Raw genomic sequence first — 18,863 nt, 5'->3', positions numbered from 1 at the left:
GGGGATAAATCCCCTCACCACAAAGCTGTTCACTCGTGCGGTAATCGGGTCGCCACGAAAGGATGTGCGGCGTAGGATAGCGGCCTGTTTTCAAGTCTTGTTATCGGAGTTGCCCATGAGCGCCGTCAATCGCGCAGCGGTGGAAGCCGTCCTTCGCCAGTACACCGACCCCTACCTGAACCAGGACCCGGTCAGCGCCGGATGCGTGCGAGCCATCGATATCCAGGGCGATCGTGTCAGCGTCGAACTGGAGATCGGTTATGCCGCCGATCTGTTCAAGAATGGTTGGGCGCAAATGCTGCAGATGGCGATCGAAGGCCTGGACGGCGTGGCGAGCGCCAAAGTCCAGGTTACCAGTGTGATTTCCGCCCACAAGGCCCAAGCCCAGGTGCCGGGGTTGGCGAACGTCAAGAACGTCATCGCCGTGGCCTCGGGCAAGGGCGGCGTAGGCAAGTCCACCACCGCCGCCAACCTGGCGCTGGCCCTGGCTCGCGAAGGGGCGAAGGTCGGTATCCTCGACGCGGATATCTACGGTCCGAGCCAAGGCATCATGTTCGGCATCGCCGAAGGCACCCGGCCGCAGGTCAAGGACCAGAAGTGGTTCGTACCGCTGCAATCCCATGGCGTGGAGGTCATGTCCATGGCCTTCCTCACCGATGACAACACACCGATGGTCTGGCGCGGGCCGATGGTCTCCGGTGCCTTGCTGCAACTGGTCACGCAAACCGCGTGGGGCGACCTGGATTATCTGGTGATCGACATGCCGCCGGGAACTGGCGACATCCAGCTGACCCTCGCGCAGAAAGTCCCGGTGGCCGGCGCGGTGATCGTTACCACGCCCCAGGACCTGGCCCTGCTGGATGCGCGCAAGGGTGTGGAGATGTTCCGCAAGGTGAACATCCCGGTACTGGGCGTGGTGGAAAACATGGCCGTGCACATCTGCTCGAACTGTGGGCATGCCGAGCATCTGTTCGGTGAAGGCGGCGGTGAAAAACTGGCGACCCAGTACGGTGTCGAGCTGCTGGCTTCGTTGCCGCTGTCTATGGTGATCCGCGAGCAGGCCGACGGCGGCAAGCCGACCGTTATCGCCGAGCCGGACAGCCAGATCGCCATGGTCTACCAGGAGCTGGCCCGCCACGTGGGCGCGCGGATCGTGTTGCAGGAGGCTGCGTCGCCGGCGATGCCGAATATCACCGTCAGTGACGATTGATAGATTGAAACCCTATCCACTGTGGGAGCGAGCCTGCTCGCGATGGCGGAGTATCAGTCACATCCAAGCTGACTGACCCGACGCCATCGTCGGATCGCCGCCCGGAGCAAGCTCGCTCCCACAGGGGTTATGGGGTGGGTTTAGATCCGCAACCCGCCATCCATCTCCAGGATCCGCCCGGTGTAGTAATCGTTCTCGAAGATATACGCCGCCGAGTGCGCAATCTCCTCGGGCTTGCCCATGCGCTTGAGCGGAATCCCGGAGGTCATTTTCTCAAGGGCTTCGGGTTTCATGCCGAGGGTCATTTCGGTTTCGATGAAACCCGGAGCAATCCCCGCCACGCGGATGCCGTAGCGCGCCAGTTCCTTGGCCCAGGTCACGGTAGCGGCCGCGACGCCGGCCTTGGCCGCCGAATAGTTGGTCTGGCCGACGTTGCCGGCCCGGGAGATCGAGGAAATATTGATGATCGCGCCGTTGTTCTTCAGCTCGACCATTTTAGCCGCCACTTCGCGGGTGCACAGGAATACGCCGGTGAGGTTGACGTCGATCACCGCCTGCCACTGGGCCAGGCTCATCCTGGTCATTTCACCGTCCTTGACCTTGAGCAGCAGGCCGTCGCGCAGTATCCCGGCATTGTTGATCAGCCCGTGGATCGCGCCGAAATCAGCGGCCACCCGGGCAACCATGTCGATCACTTGATCTTCGTTGGCCACGTTGCACAGGTAGGCACGCGCCTCGACGCCCTTGGCGGCACAGGCGGCGACCGCCTGGTCGAGCTTTTCCTGATTGAGGTCCACCAGCGCAAGCCTTGCACCCTTGCCGGCGAAATACTCGGCCATGGAGCGACCCAGGCCCTGGCAACCGCCGGTGATAATGATTACTTTGTCAGTGAGTTGCATTCTCATGTCCAGGTGGCGCAGCGGTGGAGGTGTTGGGGCGCGTCTCGATTTGCAGCGGCGTAGCGCGGCTGCGCAAGAAAACCGTCCCTAAGGTGCGTCAGAACATTACTCTAGTCAGTCGACCGTTTTCTAGACGAATTTTATTAAAGGAGTCATAAATTGAGCGTTGAAGCTGCCAAGCATGCCCGCGAATTGCTGCTCAAGGAATATCGGGGCATGCTCTCCACCCATTCCAAATCGATGCCCGGCTTTCCGTTCGGCTCCGTTGTGCCGTATTGCCTGGACGCGCAAGGCCTGCCTCTGATACTCATCAGCCGCATCGCCCAGCACACCCACAATCTGCAAAAAGACCCTAAATGCTCAATGCTGGTGGGAGAGCGGGGCGCCGAGGATGTTCAGGCCGTCGGGCGCCTGACCTATCTGGCCGAGGCGCAGAAGCTGGAGGACAGCGCCGCCATCGAGGCCGCCGCCGAGCGTTACTACCGCTATTTCCCCGAGTCGCAGAACTACCATAAGGCCCATGACTTCGATTTCTGGGTACTTCTCCCGGTGCGCCATCGTTACATCGGCGGCTTCGGCGCGATTCACTGGATCGACCAGGTCACCCTGGCCAATCCCTTCGCCGGCAAAGCAGAGGCGGGCATGATCGAACACATGAATGCCGATCATGCCAAAGCCATCGCCCACTACGTCGAATTGAGTGGCCTGCCAAAAAATCAACCCGCGCAATTGGTCGGTATCGACAGCGAAGGCATGCACTTGCGCATTGGGCAAGGCCTGCACTGGTTGCCGTTTGCGGCGCCTTGCAACACGCCGACACAAGTGCGCGAAGCCTTGGTTTACCTGGCTCACGCCGAGCAATGGCCAAAAAATGCCGAGGTTGATGCTTGAATTCACGAAAGGGCGACGTCATTTAGGTTTTCATAGCAAGGCATTCTTGCGTTGAGGAACCATTTGATGCGCCCTTTTTTATTGCTCTTTCTGCTGTTCCCGGTGTTGGAGCTGTTCGTATTCGTCAAGGTCAGCGGTGCGATCGGGTTCTTCCCGGCGTTGCTGCTGGTCATTCTCGGCTCGATGCTCGGCGTGTTCGTGCTGCGCATCGCCGGCCTGGCCACGGCACTGCGTGCCCGTGAAAGCCTGACCCGTGGCGAACTGCCCGCCCAGACCATGCTCGAAGGCCTGATGCTCGCGCTGGGTGGTGGTCTGTTGATCCTGCCTGGCTTCATCAGCGACGTGCTGGGCCTGGTCTTGCTGCTGCCCTTCACGCGCCGGTTGCTGGCCAACAAGATGCGCCAGCGCGCCGAAGAACAGGCGATGCGCCAGCGGGCTTTCGCCGATGACCTCCAGCCCCGTGGCGGTCCGACGCCGCGCGAACCGGTGGGCCGTGAGCCCAACGTGATCGAAGGCGAATTCGAACACCGTGACCCCAAGTAGCTTTCAGTGACACGGCAGCCAGCGACACGGCACCTTCGGGTGCCGTGTTCGTTTTAGCGCTCGCTCAGTAAAAAATTTCACCCCCGACCCTTGTAATCGACTTGCACGCCCTTATGTATGGGTCACCGCAAGGTTTCCGGTGGCGACACCGGACAGACTTCCGCGGTTCGCTTGACGAACCGCACCCCGGCTCCGCCGGCTTTTGTTAAACCCGCCGGGACTACACCGGCCGATGAAAACCAAAATTAGGAGAGATCGACAATGAAGCTTCGTCCTCTGCATGACCGCGTCGTCATCCGTCGCAGCGAAGAAGAGAAGAAAACCGCTGGCGGTATCGTCCTGCCAGGTTCGGCTGCTGAAAAAGCCAACCACGGTGAAGTTCTCGCTGTAGGTCCGGGCAAGGCTCTGGAAAACGGTGAAGTACGTGCGCTGGCCGTGAAAGTGGGTGACAAGGTTGTGTTCGGCCCTTACTCCGGCAGCAACACTGTGAAAGTCGACGGCGAAGACCTGTTGGTGATGAGCGAGAACGAAATCCTCGCCGTTCTCGAAGGCTGATTTCCCCGCTCATTTTCCCGCTACTACTACAAAGTATTTAAGGAATATCGATCATGGCTGCTAAAGAAGTTAAATTCGGCGATTCCGCCCGCAAGAAAATGCTCGCCGGTGTCAACGTCCTGGCTGACGCAGTAAAAGCGACCCTCGGCCCGAAAGGCCGTAACGTGATCATCGAGAAGAGCTTCGGCGCTCCGACCATCACCAAGGACGGCGTTTCCGTAGCCAAGGAAATCGAGCTGAAGGATCGCTTCGAAAACATGGGTGCGCAGTTGGTCAAGGACGTTGCCTCCCGTGCCAACGATGACGCCGGCGACGGTACCACCACCGCGACCGTACTGGCTCAATCGATCGTCAACGAAGGCCTGAAAGCCGTCGCTGCCGGCATGAACCCGATGGACCTCAAGCGCGGCATCGACAAGGCGACCATCGCCATCGTCAAGGAACTGAAGGGTCTGGCCAAGCCTTGCGCTGACTCCAAGGCAATCGCCCAGGTAGGTACCATCTCCGCCAACTCCGACAACTCCATCGGCGACATCATTGCCGAAGCCATGGAAAAAGTCGGCAAGGAAGGCGTGATCACCGTTGAAGAAGGCTCGGGCCTGGAAAACGAACTGTCGGTTGTAGAAGGCATGCAGTTCGACCGTGGCTACCTGTCGCCATACTTCGTCAACAAGCCGGACACCATGGTTGCCGAGCTGGACAGCCCGCTGATCCTGCTGGTCGACAAGAAGATCTCCAACATCCGCGAAATGCTGCCAGTGCTGGAAGCCGTTGCCAAAGCCGGCCGCCCTCTGCTGATCGTGGCTGAAGACGTCGAAGGCGAAGCCCTGGCGACCCTGGTCGTGAACAACATGCGTGGCATCGTCAAGGTTGCAGCCGTCAAGGCTCCAGGCTTCGGCGACCGTCGCAAGGCCATGCTGCAGGACATCGCCGTACTGACCGGCGGTACCGTTATCTCCGAAGAGATCGGCCTGAGCCTGGAAAGCACCACCCTGGAGCACCTGGGTAACGCCAAGCGCGTGATCCTGTCCAAGGAAAACACCACCGTGATCGACGGTGCTGGCAACGATGCCGATATCCAGGCTCGTGTCACCCAGATCCGCGCACAAGTGGCCGAGACTTCGTCCGACTACGACCGCGAAAAACTGCAAGAGCGCCTGGCCAAGCTGTCCGGCGGTGTTGCGGTGATCAAGGTTGGCGCCGGTTCCGAAGTTGAAATGAAAGAGAAGAAAGCCCGCGTTGAAGACGCCCTGCACGCAACCCGCGCAGCCGTCGAAGAAGGCGTGGTACCTGGCGGCGGCGTGGCACTGGTTCGTGCCCTGCAAGCCATCAGCGAGCTGAAAGGCGACAACGATGACCAGAACGTTGGCATCCAGTTGCTGCGTCGCGCTGTTGAAGCACCTCTGCGCCAGATCGTTGCCAACTCCGGCGACGAGCCAAGCGTAGTGGTCGACAAGGTCAAGCAGGGTTCGGGTAACTACGGTTACAACGCTGCCACCGGCGAATACGGCGACATGATCGAAATGGGTATCCTGGACCCGGCCAAAGTGACTCGTTCGGCTCTGCAAGCGGCTTCGTCGATTGCCAGCCTGATGATCACCACCGAGGCGATGATCGCTGAAATCAAGGACGACGCTCCAGCTGGCGGCGGCATGCCAGACATGGGCGGCATGGGTGGCATGGGCGGCATGATGTAAGCCAGCCTTACCCCTGTAGCGAAAAACCCCGTCTGTGAAAGCAGGCGGGGTTTTTTATTGCCCTGAATAACGGCACCAAACTCTGTGGGAGCGAGCCTGCTCGCGAAAGCGGTATAACAATCAACATTGATGTTGCTGATCCGACGCTATCGCGAGCAGGCTCGCTCCCACATTGAAATTTATGTTCAGGCATTGACGGAGCGGGTGACGATCATACGTTCAGGTGTGGAAACTGGTCGGTACAGAACGCAGTAATAACACCCGAGGCAAATCAGCCAGCAGAACACCGCTGTCCAGACGTTGTGGGAGAAAAAGTGCGCCCCTTGCATCATGCGTCCCACGGAAAACACCGTGCCCAGGGCAAAGGCGAACACCAGCGCCTGGCGTGCGAGGCGTGGGCGACGGTCACGCAGTACGAAAAACAACGCGAACAGCGTGAAGCCGGTGGCGGCATGCCCGCCGGGCCAGCATCGGCCGGGCTTGTCGGTAGCCGGGCGTGGGCTCAGTAGCTCACTGTAGGTTTCCTTGCCACCGAACTCCTTGAGACTCCATGGGCATTGCACTGCCGTCACTGCCTTCAAAGGCGTGACAAACGCAGTCGCCAATGCCAGCGACAGGACCAGGCAACCCAGCTCACGTTTGTACGGCTTGAGCCGAGCGATAAAAAACGAGGCGACAAACCCCACGACCGCCAGCACGGAAAACCCGATGACCAGCTGTTTGGCCCGGTCATGCAGGATGTCTTCCAGGAAAAAACTGTGTCGACCGATAAACCCACCCGCCGTCGGATCGTAAAACAGCTTGGCCACGTTCATGTCCAGGCTGGTCAGTTCCAGCAACACCAGAATGGCTGCGACCACGGCGGGCAGGCCCAGGGCGACCCATAGATTCAGGGGCCTGGAAGCGGGGCGGATGGCAGTGGAAACCATGGCAGTACCTTTGATGGGAGTTTTCGTGATCAGCGCGTTGCACAGTCTGGTCTGCGTTGCGTTCGGGTGGTGTGAAGGTTGGGTGAAAAACTCGTCAACACCCGCGCAGCCCCGCTGCTGAGGGCTCTTGACCTTTGTGGAGCGAGCCTGCTCGCGAAGGGGCGGCACATTCAACCTGGGTGGCGGCTGTTCCACCGCCTTCGCGAGCAGGCTCGCTCCCACAGTGGCTCGCACTGCGTATACAACCCTAGCCGTAAGCCACGCTTGGCCTTAAGCTGCGCGGGCCACGACGATTGCCCCGTGCGCAGAGGAGATGCCCATGCGAATTCTGTTGGTTGAAGACAACCGTGACATCCTGGCCAACCTGGCCGACTACCTGGGCCTCAAGGGCTACACGGTCGATTGCGCACAGGACGGTTTGTCAGGGCTGCACCTGGCCGCGACCGAACACTACGACTTGATTGTGCTGGATATCATGCTGCCGGGCATCGACGGCTATACGCTGTGCAAGCGCCTGCGCGAAGACGCCCGGCGCGATACACCGGTGATCATGCTCACCGCGCGGGACCAGTTGGATGATCGTTTGCAGGGTTTCAAATCCGGGGCGGATGATTACCTGGTCAAGCCTTTTGCCTTGTCGGAGCTGGCGGCGCGGATCGAAGCGGTCATGCGGCGTGCCCAGGGCGGTGGCCGACGCGCGTTGCAAGTCGGCGACCTGAGCTACGACCTCGATACGTTGGAAGTGACCCGGGAAGGCAAACTGCTCAAGCTCAACCCCGTGGGCCTCAAGTTGCTGGCGGTACTGATGCAGAAAAGCCCCCACGTGCTGCGGCGCGAGATCCTTGAGGAAGCCCTGTGGGGCGATGATTGCCCGGATAGCGACAGCCTGCGCAGCCATGTCCACCAATTGCGCCAGGTGATCGACAAACCGTTTGAAAAACCGCTGCTGCACACTGTTCACGGCGTCGGCTATCGGTTGGCCGAGGGCCGAGATGGAGTTTAAGCAAAGCCTTGCGCAACGGATCATCATCGCTTTTGCGCTGATGAGCGCATTGGTGGCGGGAGCGTTTGCACTGGGCATCGTGGCAACGGTCCATCTGGTGGAGGAAAAACTGATTTCCGCCGGGCTCGGAGGCGACCTGCAACGCCTGCTGTTGATGGACAGCGTTTCCGACTGGAGTCATCGCCCGGAACCCGACCAGCTGTTCTATTTCAGCGGCGGCCCGGGGGACTTCGAGTTGCCCAGGGACCTGCGTCACCTGCAACGTGGCTTTCACGAAGTCTTTCGCGAACAGCTGTCCTATCACGCGATGGTAGAGATCGTTGACGGTCGACATTACGTGCTGTTGCAGGACCAGAGCGATTTCGAGGAGCGCGAGCGGGTGCTGTTTGCCGTGGTGCTGGTGGGCTTCGTCCTCAGTCTGGCGCTCGCGGTGTTCCTGGGCTGGGTCCTGGCACGCCGGGTGATGGCGCCGGTGGTACGTCTGGCCCGGCAGGTACGGCATCGCGACCAGTTGCTCGGGCTTGCCCCGCCGTTGGCACCGGATTATGCCGCTGATGAAGTGGGCGAGCTGGCCGTGGCGTTCGATGCCACGCTGGGCCGGTTGCGCCAGGCCCTGACCCGGGAACGGTTGTTCACCAGCGACGTGAGTCACGAACTGCGCACGCCGTTGATGATCCTCGCCACCTCCTGCGAATTGCTGCTGGAGAATCCGGCGTTGGACCAGCGTGGACGCACCCAGGTCGAGCGCATCAACCGCGCCAGCGAAGAAATGCGCGAACTGGTGCAGACCTTCCTGATGCTTGCCCGGGCCCAACGCGAGGACAACGGCATGTCGCCTCGCTCGACGCTGGGGCAGGTCGCGGAAAACCTCCTTGGGGTCTGGCGTGCGCCGATCGAATCCAAGGGCCTGACCTTGATCTTCGAACCAGGGCAAACCACCGATACGCAGTACAACGCCACGTTCCTGACTGCCGTCATGGGAAATCTGCTGCGTAACGCACTGCATTACACCGACCAGGGTTTTATCCGCGTCTCGCTGACCGCCACTGGATTTGTCGTCGAGGACAGCGGCGTAGGCATTCCCGAGGAGAAGCGCGAGGCGATGTTCGAGCCGTTCGTACGCGGTAACGAAAAGCGTGGCGAGGGACTGGGGCTGGGGCTGTCACTGGTGCAGCGGATCTGCGAGGACCAGGGCTGGACGGTGAGCCTCAGCACGATGGAACCCAACGGGTGCCGTTTCGAAGTGGAGTTGAACCCGAAGTCCTGAGAACGGCGGCGAAAAGTCTTGAAAACATTCAGCCGTTTACATGACGAAGTTTTCACAAAGGGATGACCTGTCAGCTACAAGCCGATCCCTAAGGTGGCGCCATCAACTCTGGAGGCGCCATCGATGTCCAATCCCATCAAGCTAGCTTTTTCCGCCAAGTACGACGAGCGACATGCCCAGCAATACCTGCGCAAACACAAGACGGGGCTGAGCCGCCGTCTTTCCCACCGTCGGGACGAACAACTGGCCCGGCGCGCCTTGATGCTCGCGGGAGACCCGGGCTTGGTCCTGGACCTGCCGTGCGGAGCCGGGCGTTTCTGGCCGCTGCTGGCCGAGAAACCCGGCCGGGTGATCATCGGCGCGGACAATTCCACCGCCATGCTCCAGACGGCATTGAAGGCACAACCGGCCGATGTCGTAAAACGGGTACAACCTTTGCACACATCTGCGTTCGACATCGCCTTGCCTGATAACGCCGTCGACAGCATTTTTTGCATGCGCCTCTTGCATCACATCGGCGAACCCGCGCACCGACTGGCGATATTGAGGGAATTCGAGCGTGTCACCCGTGACAGCGTGATCGTTTCATTGTGGGTCGACGGCAATTTCAAGGCCTGGAAACGCAAGCGCCTGGAGCGCACCCGTGGGCAGAAAGACTACCAGAACCGATTTGTGTTACCGGTCGCTACAGTTGAAGAAGAGTTTCGACAGGCCGGGTTTCGCATTGAGGAACAGTTGGATTTCCTGCCGCTCTATGCCATGTGGCGAGTTTATGTATTACGCAAGGGGTAGCAGGCATGGTTGTACAGGTAGCAGGAGCCCAGGCGGCTTCTCGTAGTTGCTTTGACCAGATCTGGAATCAGCGTGGCGAGTGGGTGGAAGCCCCCAATACCCGGCGTGGCGGCGAAAGCGGTGTGCAGCGGATCAGCCATGATGGCGAGCTGTTTTATTCCAAGCGCCAGACCGGACACATCTACCGCAGTCTGCTGCACCCGTTCGGCCGTCCGACCGTGTTGCGTGAAGAGCGAGCGCTGCTGGCCCTGGCGGAACTCGGCGTCACGGTACCCCAAGTGGTCTTTTGCGGCGCGCAGAGAGACCTGGTCCACAAGTGGCGGGCGCTGCTGGTCACCCGCGCTCTGGACGGCTTCGAGGAAATCGGGCGTTGGTATGCCGCAGGCGGCCGCGAGCGTCATGGCGAGGCGGTCCATGATCGTCTCCTCCAGGCCCTGGCCGAGAATCTCGCCCGCATGCACAAGGGGCGCTGGCAGCACAGTTGCCTCTACATCAAGCATGTATTCGTGCGCGTCACCGGAGAGGGCGAGTCGGCCAAGGCCGAAGTGGCGCTGCTCGATCTTGAGAAATGTCGCCAGCGGTTGACCGCCCGCGGCGCGGCGTTCCATGACATGAGCCAGCTGCGGCGCCATTCGTCGTTCCAGGATTGCGACTGGGGAAAACTCGTCTATTTTTACGAGGCGGCGTTTGGCAGCGCTATCAAAGGTTTATCCCGATGAAACTAGAAATTGCTAGAGGTTTGTTTTTAGTCGGAGCCCTGGCAGTTGCATCCCTGGCGCTGGTGGTGTGGGAGCAGCCACGCTCGCAGATCCTCAGTGCCTCCACTGTCGGCGCACATTGCCCGGTGCCGCGGGTGGCCAAGGCCAGCGAGGCGATCCAGCCGGACGACGACCTGTTGCTGTTCATGTTCAGTCTGTCCCAGGGCATGCGACCGCAGAGTTGAGTGTCAGGAAGCCCAGACACGGCCCCGATATCTGCATGCCTCAGGCTTTGTCCGGCTTGGCCAGCAAGGTGTAGACACACGGCAGCACGAACAACGTGAACAAGGTGCCGATCGACATGCCCGTGGCGATGACCGTGCCGATGTCGAAGCGGCTCACTGCGCCGGCACCGGTGGCGAGGATCAACGGCACCATGCCAAACACCATGGCGGCAGTGGTCATCAGCACCGGACGCAGGCGAATCGATGCGGCCTGTTCCACTGCGTCACGCGGACTCAAGCCTTGTTCCTTGCGCAGCTGGTTGGCGAATTCGACGATCAGGATGCCATGTTTGCTGATCAGGCCGATCAGGGTCACCAGCCCCACCTGGGTGTAGATGTTCATGCTCGACCAGCCGAGGAACAGCGGAATCAGTGCGCCGCAAATGGACAACGGCACCGTCACCAGGATTACCAGCGGGTCGCGGAAGCTCTCGAACTGCGCCGCCAGCACCAGGAAAATGATTGCCAGGGCCAGGCCAAAGGTGACCCATAACGCGCTGCCTTCCTGGACGAACTGACGCGAAGCGCCGGCGTAATCGAAGGCGAACCCTGTCGGCGCTTCCTCAAGGGCTATCTGGTGAACCGTCTCGATGGCCTCGCCCATGCTTACCGTGGGAAAGCCCGAGATCGTGACGGCATTGAGCTGCTGGAACTGGTTCAGTTGCCGCGGTCGTGCCTGGTCGCTGACCTTGATCAGCGTCGACAACGGAAGCGACTCGCCCTGGGCGTTCTTTACGTAATAGTTGTTCAGCCAGTCCGGATTGTCCCGGAATGGCCGCTCGACCTGGGCGATGACCTTGTAGCTACGCCCCTCCAGCGTGAAGCGGTTGATCTCCGCCTCGCCCAGCAGTGTCGCCAGCGTGCCGCCGAGGTCTTGCATCGAGACGCCCATCTGGGCGGCTTTGGCGCGATCGATGTCCACCACGACTTCAGGCTTGTCGAACGCAAGGTCGATGTCCATGAAGGCGAACTTGCCGGACTCCAGCGCACGCTTCTTGACCCGTTCGGCAATCTGCAGGAGCGTCGTGTAGTCCTTCGGCGAGTTGATGACGAATTCGAAGGGCAAGCCTTCGCCCGTGCCGGGCAGCGAGGGCAGGTTGAAGCCGAAGATCTGCAGGCCGGGCACGCTTTCCAGCCTGGCCTGGACTTCGGGGAGGATCTCCATCTGGGTGCGGCTGCGTTCGTTCCAGGGCTTGAGCAGGAAACCGCCGATGCCCGACTGTACGCCGTTGTAGCCGTTGATCTGGAACGAAGAGTAGTACTCGGGGAATTCCTTGAAGATCGTGATGAAGTGATCGGTGTAAGCGTTCAGGTAGTCCAGGTTGGTGGTCTTCGGGGCGTTGGCCATCATGAAGATGATGCCCTGGTCCTCGTCGGGCGCCAGTTCGGACTTGGTGAACATGATCAGCACCGGAATCAGCAACAGCACGAGCACGGCAAACACCAGCACCACCGGCCGGGTATTGAGCGTGCCGTGAAGCATCCGCTGGTAACGGGCCTTCAGGCGCTCGAAGATCACGTCCAGCCGATGGGCCAGCCCAGAGGGGTTCTGGTCATGACGCAGCAGCATCGCGCACATCATTGGGGAGAGGGTCAGGGCGACGATTCCAGAGATCACCACCGCCCCGGCGAGGGTCAGCGCGAACTCCTTGAACAGCGCCCCCGTCAGGCCTTCGAGCAGGCCGATCGGTGCATAGACCGCCGCCAGCGTGATGGTCATCGAGACCACCGGCATGGCGATTTCCCGCGCGCCTTCAATCGCGGCGTCGAACGGTGTCTTGCCCTCCTCGATGTGCCGGTGGATGTTTTCCACCACCACGATGGCGTCGTCCACCACCAGGCCGATGGCTAATACCATGGCCAGCAATGTCAGCAGGTTCATGGAGTAGCCCATCAACTGCATGAAGAACATCACGCCGATCATCGACAGCGGAATGGTCACCACCGGGATGAGCACCGAGCGCAGGGCGCCGAGGAACAGGAACACCACGACGATGACGATCAGCACCGCCTCGAACAGGGTCTTCACCACTTCGTCGATGGAGGCCTGGATGAACAGCGTGGCATCGTAGGCGATCTCGGCCTTGAGGTTGGACGGCAGCTGGGCCTCCATCTCCGGCATGATCTTGCGCACTTCCTTGATGACATCGAGGGGGTTGGCGCCAGGGGTTGCCTTGATCCCGATGTACACCGAAGGGGTGCCACCGAAAGAGCTGATGGTGTCGTAGTTTTCGGCGCCCATCTCCACCCGCGCAACGTCCCGCAGCAACACGCGGCTGTCACCGTCAGTCTTGAGCGGGATACCGGCGAATGCCTCGGCGGATTTGAGTTCGGTGTTGGCGTTGATGCTGGTGACCACGTACTCGCCTTTCACTTCACCAGCAGCGGAGAGAAAGTTGTGCTGGCGCACGGCGTTGGTCACGTCGGCGGCGGTCAGGCCGAAGCCTGCGAGCTTGACCGGGTCCAGCCACAGGCGCATGGCAAATACCTGGTTGCCGAGGATCTCGGCCTCGGCCATGCCCGGCAGCGTTGCCAGTTTGGGCTGGATGACGCGCGACAGATAATCGGTGATCTGCGGGTTGTTCAGCTCCTTGCTGAAGAAACTGATGTACATCAGCGCCGAGGCATCGGCTGCCTCGCGGCTGAGGACCGGGTCCTCGGCGTCCTGGGGCAGTTGGTTCTTCACCTCGTTGGCCTTGGCCAGCAGTTCGGTAAAGAGCCGGTCGCTGTTGGAACCGATGCGCGCGTAGACCGATATGACCGAGAAATTCTGGCGGCTGACCGAAGTCATGTAGTCGATGCCCTCGGCACTGGCCAGGCTCTGCTGCATCGGCTGGGTGATGTAACCCTGGATGGTCTCGGCGTTGGCCCCGGGGTAGGCGGTGGTCACCGTGATCAGGGCATTTTCCATCTGTGGATACTGGCGCAGGGGCAGCTTGCTCCAGGCCTGGAAGCCCAGCAGCACGATCAACAGGCTGACCACGGTGGCGAGCACCGGGCGGCGGATGAACGGATCGGTAAAGGCCATGGGGGTTCCTTGATCAGTCCGCGCGCGGTGGGCTGTTCTGTTCGGTCAGGGTCTTGTCGTCGCTGATGGCGATAGGCGTGCCGTTGTCGAGCTTGATCTGGCCGGCAATCACTACTTCTTCGCCGCGCTGCACGCCCTTGGTCACCAGGACCTGCCCGTCACGGCGCTCACCGGTTTCGACAAAGCGCCGTTCGGCAATCAGGATCGGCTGGCCCTTGTCATCCTTCTCGACACTGCCCTCGGCGGTTTTCTTCTGAGTGACCACGTACATGGAGTTGCCATAGAGGGTGTAGGTCACGGCGCTCTCCGGCACGACGATCCCAACGGCGAGGTCCGGCAGGATGACGTTCAGGTTGGCGAACATGCCGGGCAACAGCTTGCCGTCGGGGTTGGCGAGCGTGGCGCGCACGAGCACGTTACGGGTGCTGTCCTCGACCTTGGGGTTGATTGCGCTGATGGTGCCAACGAAGGTCTGGCCGGGATAGGCCGAGACGCTGACGTTGACTGGCTGGGCAACCGCCAGCCGAGGCACCGTCTGTTCAGGAACGTAGAAGTCGACGTACAGGCTGCTGAGGTCCTGCAGGGTCGCGATCACCGTGCCGCTGGCGAGGTAGTCGCCGACATCCACCTGGCGGATGCCGATGGTGCCGCTGAACGGCGCGACGATGTGTTTTTTCGCCAGCGAAGCCTTGAGCTGGTTGACCGTGGCCTGGTTCTTCTTCAACTGGGCCGAAAGCCGGTCGAACTCGCCCTTGGAAATCGCCTGGCTGCCCACCAGTTGTCGGCCACGGCCGAAATCCAGTTGCGACAGGCCAAGGTCGGCCTGCGCAGTTTCCAGCAGGGCGCTTTCGACTTCGCTGTCCAGTTGCAGGATCGGTTGCCCGGCCTTGACCTTCTGGCCGGATTCGAACTGGACCTTTTGCACGGTGCCGGCGATTTCCAGGCTCAGGTCGACGCCTTGCAACGCCTTGAGGCTGCCGACAGTGGGCAGGCGGGCTTGCCATGGCTGTTCGACGGCCTTGGCCACGGCGACGCTGACCGCAGGTTTGGGCGCAGAGAACATCTGGATCTGCTGATAGATGGAATAGGCCTTGTAGCCCGCCAGCGCCAGCACCACCAGCAGGACAACACCCAACATGATCAGCATGCGGCGTCGCAGCATGTTCCACTTCCTTGGAAAATAGCCGAGAGAAATACAGACAGGCGGGCACCTTACCTTGAGTGCCCGGAGGATTCCAATCGGTGTTTGTCGGCAATGTGTAAGGTTTTTCCCTGCGTCCTCTGAGCTTGCAGCTCAGACCAGATGTAGATGGTTGTCCCAGAGCCCCGCCGGCAGATCCAGCGGCTTTGCAACCAGTTGTGGCTGCCGACAATCGTAGTAGCGGCAACGCCCCTGGCCCGACGTCACGACAAACCCGTCGGCTACCGCGCCGACCCCGGCGCAGTCCGGCAGGGGCGCGTCGAGGCGAACCTCGCCGCTGTCCAGGTCCCAGATGAAAAAACGGTTGCCGCGTGGCGCCGTCAGGGCTACCAGGCGCAGGTCGCTGTGCACGGCGACGCTGGCGGTGTAATGCCCCATGGCTTGCAACTGGTATTCAGGTACCGGGAACGCCTTGAACGGTTGGCCCGGACGCTTGATCGCGAGCAATTCGGACGATTCGTGGGCCGCTCCCATGAACTGCTGGCCGGTGACGATGGTGCCATCGCTGGCGATGCCCATATGGCGCACGCTGTTCATCTTCTGGGCGAGGGTTTCCTTGCTCAACAGCGTGCCATCGCGGTGCATCAGCACCAGGCTCGGCTCCATGGCGTCGAGGTTCATTTCGACCCGGCTCTCGGCCTCGGTGCGGATGCCGCCGTTGGCCACCACCAGCGTCTCACCGTCGGGCAGCCACGACACCTGGTGAGGGCCGATGCCGTGGGTGGACAGTTCGCCACTGTGCACCAGCCGTTCGCCTTCGAAACGGTACACGCCGAGCAGGCCGCGTCCCGGATCGCTGGTATCGTTTTCTGTGGCGTACAACCATTCGCCGCTCTTGTGGATCACCGCATGACCGTAGAAATGCCGGTTCGGCAGCGAGGTGATGGTTTGCAGCAGCGTGCCGTCGCGCAGGTCGACCAGATAGCTTTCGGTGCCCGGGCGGCGGGCGACGAACAGGGCGATCGGCAGCGCCGGGTGATTGATGATGTCATGGCAGCGCTGGCCAACCTGGGTGGCGAACACCCGTGTGCCGTCCAGTCGATAGCCGACCGCGTAGTGCTTGCCGTCGGCATCGTCCCGTGCCGACAGCAGTAATGGACTCTTGTCCTTTTGCTTGAACAGCGTCCAGCCGCCCAGGGTGATGGCGCCGAGCAGCAAGCTGCCCAGCGTCAGAGCCTGACGTCGAAACATGATCAGTCACCGTCGTTGGCGTTGAAGCCCAGTTGAATGCCCAGCGCCTTGGCCAGTTCGCCTTCATGCAGGCGATGGACGACGTTGAGGCTGTCGTACAAATCGTTGAGTTGCTGGCGCCCGGCGTCGTCACCGAGCATTTCGGTCAGTGAGCGCTGGCTGCTGGCGAACAGTTTCAACGAGGCGTCGTAGGCAGCGTCGATCTTGTCGGCCAGCGGCTTCTGCTCGCTTGGCAACAAACCTCGCAAGCCTTTGTTGTCGACGCCAACCCACACGGTCCGGGCGGCGCTCAGGCTGGCCTCAAGCCCTTGCAGCGACGACTGGCTGCGCCACGCATCGGCCTGGAACGGTTGCGGCACGCCCTTGCTCTGGCGACCCATCGGCGTGCCGAGTTTTTTCTTCAAGGTGTCCAGGGCGGTCACCTGGACCCGCAGCAGGTCGGCGATCGCTTCATGGGAATCGGCATAGCGCTGGTTCGGGAACTTGCTCATCTGGGCGAGCATGCCGTCGTTGGTGTTCCACCGCGACAGGATCTCTTCGGCCAGTTGCTTCTGGCGTTCGCCGATGGCGATCAGCAGCGGGCAGTACTTGGCTTTCTGGGCGCTGTCGGCCATGTCGATCTTTGCGTCGAACAGCAGGTATTCGTAGGCCGAGAGCCCCTGCACGACGACGCTGGACTTGGCCAGGCCGGCGGCGTCGATCTGCGGCTGGCTGTTGACCAGTTGCTCGACCTGGCGGCCGACGAGGTTTTTCTTGTCCGGCCAGAACTGTACCTGCCAGGCGCGGTTGCCCTCCGCCAGCGGCCCGATCAGCAGCGGCTGGAGTTCAGCCCAGGCTTTTTGTGCCTTGAGGAAATCGGCGCGGGCGGTTTCCAGGTTTTCCTTGCCCTGGCAGAACGCCAGGGCGCTAGTCGCCAGTTGGCGGTCGGCCTCGACCCAGCGACTGTAGGTCGGCAGGATCACCTGCTTGGCGATGGCGGCCGAGGTGACCGCTTGCGGGTCCTGGGGCGAGCAGGCACCCAGGGCGATGGCGGCGAGGCTGGTAAACAACAGCTTGGGACGGAACATGTCGGGCTCCCGTTTTTCGGAAAGTGCGTTTAAAGAGAGTTCAGGAAAGCCAACAGCGCAGCGCGCTGCTCGGCGTTGAATGCTAGAACCTGTCGCTGCGCCGCCTGGGCTTCGCCGCCATGCCAGAGCACGGCTTCGAGCAGGTTGCGGGCGCGACCGTCATGGAGAAACTGGGTGTGGCCGTTGACGGTTTCGGTCAGGCCGATGCCCCACAGCGGCGGGGTCCGCCAGTCGCGGCCGCTGGCCTTGAATTCGCTGCGGTTGTCCGCCAGGCCTTCGCCCATGTCGTGCAACAGCAGGTCGGTGTAGGGACGGATGACCTGGTTCGCCAGCTCGGGTTCGGCGGCATTGGCAGACGTCGTGTACTTGGGGGTGTGGCAGGACTGGCAACCGGCCTGGAAAAACAGGTTCTTGCCCGCCAGTACCTGGGGCGAATCCACGTCGCGGCGGGCCGGCACGGCGAGGTTGCGGCTGTAGAACAGCACCAGTCGCAAAATGTTGTCGCTGACTTCCGGTTCGCCCTCCGGGCCGTTGCCGTTGGGCGCGCGCTGGCAATCGAGCTGGGCTTGGGTGCAGTCGTCGAAGGGCCGCAGGCTGGTCGTCAGGCCCATGTCGCCGGAGAACGCATGGACGTTCTGTTGATTGAGGTTCGGTTGTCCGGCCTTCCAGCCGAAGCGCCCCGGCACGTTTTTTTGCTGGACGTCGTCCCAGACCATGTTCAGGCGACCGGCGATGCCGTTGTTCTCCCGCGCCTGGGCCTCGGCATTGGCCAGGATGGCTGTATCGGGGATGGCCTCGAGCAGACCCAGGCCGATCATCGGCGGTGCGACACGGGCCGAAAATCGTGTGTCGGGGTGCATCGGGCCATAGCCCAGCTGGCTGATCTGCAGGCTCGGCTTGCGCAGTTCGACGACGGTGCCGTCCTTGAAGCGCACCGGGACGGGAGAGTAATCGACCCTGACCTTGCCTTCCGGCGCGACGCCCGGCACGGACATGTCCTGCAATTGCCCGCCGTAGACCGGCTCAGGTACGACGCCGAGTTGTTCGATGAGCTTGGCGTAGGGCGGCGCATCGGGGATCGACAGGCGTACCAGCATCGACACCGCGCTGCTGGCATCCGGCGCCGGCGGATGGCCGCGACCGTCCTTGATGTGGCAGTTCTGGCAGGCGTTGGTGTTGAACAGGGGGCCGAGGCCGTCCCGGGCGGTGGTAGTCGAGGGCGCGATTACCCAGGGGCTGCGGAAAAAACTGTTGCCGACGCTGAAGTCCACGCGCCGTGAGGGCGGCAGATTGGCCGAGGGCAGCGAGAAGGCGTTCTGGTCGGCCTTGCGTACTGTCGCGCTGCCGCCTGATCTGGCTTCGCCGGGCTCGGCCTGGGTAAAACGCGGGGCGTCATCGCAGGCCGTCAGGCCCAGGGCCATGAACAGAGCGCACAAGCGAAGAGGCAACGACAGCATTGGAAATCCTGCGGGACGAGTGAAACGCGGGCGCAAAGTCTAACAGGGTGGGGGAGTTTGAATAAGAGGAATTATCGTTTGGTTCGAGGCAGATGTTTCAAGCGCGTGGCGGTCGACGGCCTTTTTCGACTATCGCCCCCAAGGGAGCAAT

The 18,863-nt window shown here is 61.5% G+C and carries 17 protein-coding genes; 10 read left to right on the top strand and 7 right to left on the bottom strand.

The features are described from left to right. The first annotated feature begins 115 nt into the window (after nt 1-115). Complete coding sequence (apbC, locus tag J3P96_RS21935; protein ID WP_434653497.1) at nt 116-1,210, top strand: iron-sulfur cluster carrier protein ApbC; 1,095 nt, start codon at nt 116-118, stop codon at nt 1,208-1,210. Nucleotides 1,211-1,350: 140 nt separating this feature from the next. Here apbC and J3P96_RS21930 read toward each other — a convergent pair whose 3' ends face one another. Next, nucleotides 1,351-2,109 (bottom strand): SDR family oxidoreductase, encoded by a 759-nt coding sequence (locus J3P96_RS21930; RefSeq protein WP_434653495.1) that lies wholly within the window; start codon nt 2,107-2,109, stop codon nt 1,351-1,353. 159 nt (nt 2,110-2,268) lie between these two features. Here J3P96_RS21930 and J3P96_RS21925 point away from each other — a divergent pair, with 159 nt between their 5' ends. The 4 genes from J3P96_RS21925 (at nt 2,269) to groL (ending at nt 5,795) form a co-directional block, all read left to right on the top strand. After that, entirely contained in the window at nt 2,269-3,000 is a 732-nt protein-coding gene (locus tag J3P96_RS21925; protein WP_434653493.1) for a HugZ family protein, read from the top strand. 66 nt (nt 3,001-3,066) lie between these two features. Next, a complete protein-coding gene (locus J3P96_RS21920) occupies nt 3,067-3,543 on the top strand; it encodes an FxsA family protein (RefSeq protein WP_434602980.1) in 477 nt (158 codons plus the stop codon). A gap of 261 nt (nt 3,544-3,804) precedes the next feature. Next, nucleotides 3,805-4,098 carry a co-chaperone GroES gene (locus tag J3P96_RS21915; RefSeq protein ID WP_003204913.1) on the top strand — a complete coding sequence of 98 codons (294 nt, stop codon included), beginning with the start codon at nt 3,805-3,807 and terminating at the stop codon, nt 4,096-4,098. Nucleotides 4,099-4,151: 53 nt separating this feature from the next. Beyond that, nucleotides 4,152-5,795: a chaperonin GroEL gene (gene groL / locus J3P96_RS21910; protein ID WP_181288598.1), complete on the top strand. Its 1,644-nt coding sequence runs from the start codon at nt 4,152-4,154 to the stop codon at nt 5,793-5,795. A 185-nt stretch (nt 5,796-5,980) separates the two neighbouring features. Here the strand turns inward: groL and J3P96_RS21905 are convergent, their stop codons facing one another. After that, nucleotides 5,981-6,724 (bottom strand): phosphatase PAP2 family protein, encoded by a 744-nt coding sequence (locus J3P96_RS21905; protein ID WP_434625672.1) that lies wholly within the window; start codon nt 6,722-6,724, stop codon nt 5,981-5,983. Between the two features lie 319 nt (nt 6,725-7,043). On the opposite strand from J3P96_RS21905, the gene colR reads away from it, so the two are divergent. The 5 genes from colR to J3P96_RS21880 all read left to right on the top strand — a co-directional run bounded on the left by colR (nt 7,044) and on the right by J3P96_RS21880 (nt 10,729). Further along, nucleotides 7,044-7,727 carry a two-component system response regulator ColR gene (colR, locus tag J3P96_RS21900; RefSeq protein WP_030142512.1) on the top strand — a complete coding sequence of 228 codons (684 nt, stop codon included), beginning with the start codon at nt 7,044-7,046 and terminating at the stop codon, nt 7,725-7,727. Continuing rightward, nucleotides 7,717-8,994: a sensor histidine kinase gene (locus J3P96_RS21895; protein ID WP_305496342.1), complete on the top strand. Its 1,278-nt coding sequence runs from the start codon at nt 7,717-7,719 to the stop codon at nt 8,992-8,994. Before colR ends, J3P96_RS21895 begins: the two co-directional genes overlap by 11 nt. A 123-nt stretch (nt 8,995-9,117) precedes the next feature. Further along, nucleotides 9,118-9,786 (top strand): class I SAM-dependent methyltransferase, encoded by a 669-nt coding sequence (locus J3P96_RS21890; RefSeq protein WP_434625669.1) that lies wholly within the window; start codon nt 9,118-9,120, stop codon nt 9,784-9,786. A gap of 5 nt (nt 9,787-9,791) precedes the next feature. After that, nucleotides 9,792-10,505 (top strand): lipopolysaccharide kinase InaA family protein, encoded by a 714-nt coding sequence (locus J3P96_RS21885; protein ID WP_434653491.1) that lies wholly within the window; start codon nt 9,792-9,794, stop codon nt 10,503-10,505. After that, nucleotides 10,502-10,729: a hypothetical protein gene (locus J3P96_RS21880; protein ID WP_305496339.1), complete on the top strand. Its 228-nt coding sequence runs from the start codon at nt 10,502-10,504 to the stop codon at nt 10,727-10,729. Before J3P96_RS21885 ends, J3P96_RS21880 begins: the two co-directional genes overlap by 4 nt. A gap of 40 nt (nt 10,730-10,769) precedes the next feature. Here the strand turns inward: J3P96_RS21880 and J3P96_RS21875 are convergent, their stop codons facing one another. The 5 genes from J3P96_RS21875 to J3P96_RS21855 form a co-directional block, all read right to left on the bottom strand. Further along, the gene (locus J3P96_RS21875; protein WP_434653489.1) at nt 10,770-13,796 is read right to left on the bottom strand and encodes a multidrug efflux RND transporter permease subunit; all 3,027 of its coding nucleotides are present in this window, start codon (nt 13,794-13,796) and stop codon (nt 10,770-10,772) included. A 13-nt stretch (nt 13,797-13,809) separates the two neighbouring features. Further along, nucleotides 13,810-14,958, bottom strand: coding sequence for an efflux RND transporter periplasmic adaptor subunit (locus J3P96_RS21870; protein ID WP_434653487.1), 1,149 nt, complete (start codon nt 14,956-14,958; stop codon nt 13,810-13,812). A 132-nt stretch (nt 14,959-15,090) separates the two neighbouring features. Beyond that, nucleotides 15,091-16,188, bottom strand: a complete 1,098-nt coding sequence (locus tag J3P96_RS21865) for a DUF1513 domain-containing protein (RefSeq protein ID WP_434653485.1) — start codon at nt 16,186-16,188, stop codon at nt 15,091-15,093. Nucleotides 16,189-16,190: 2 nt separating this feature from the next. Continuing rightward, nucleotides 16,191-17,255, bottom strand: coding sequence for an imelysin family protein (locus J3P96_RS21860; RefSeq protein ID WP_305496335.1), 1,065 nt, complete (start codon nt 17,253-17,255; stop codon nt 16,191-16,193). A gap of 29 nt (nt 17,256-17,284) precedes the next feature. Further along, nucleotides 17,285-18,712: a di-heme oxidoredictase family protein gene (locus J3P96_RS21855; protein WP_434653483.1), complete on the bottom strand. Its 1,428-nt coding sequence runs from the start codon at nt 18,710-18,712 to the stop codon at nt 17,285-17,287. Nucleotides 18,713-18,863 lie beyond the last annotated feature (151 nt).

This window comes from Pseudomonas sp. R3-56, assembly GCF_051132075.1.
In the GTDB taxonomy this organism is placed as follows: domain Bacteria; phylum Pseudomonadota; class Gammaproteobacteria; order Pseudomonadales; family Pseudomonadaceae; genus Aquipseudomonas.
Note: the sequence above shows the minus strand (reverse complement) of the source record. Positions and strands in the feature narration are given on the sequence as shown.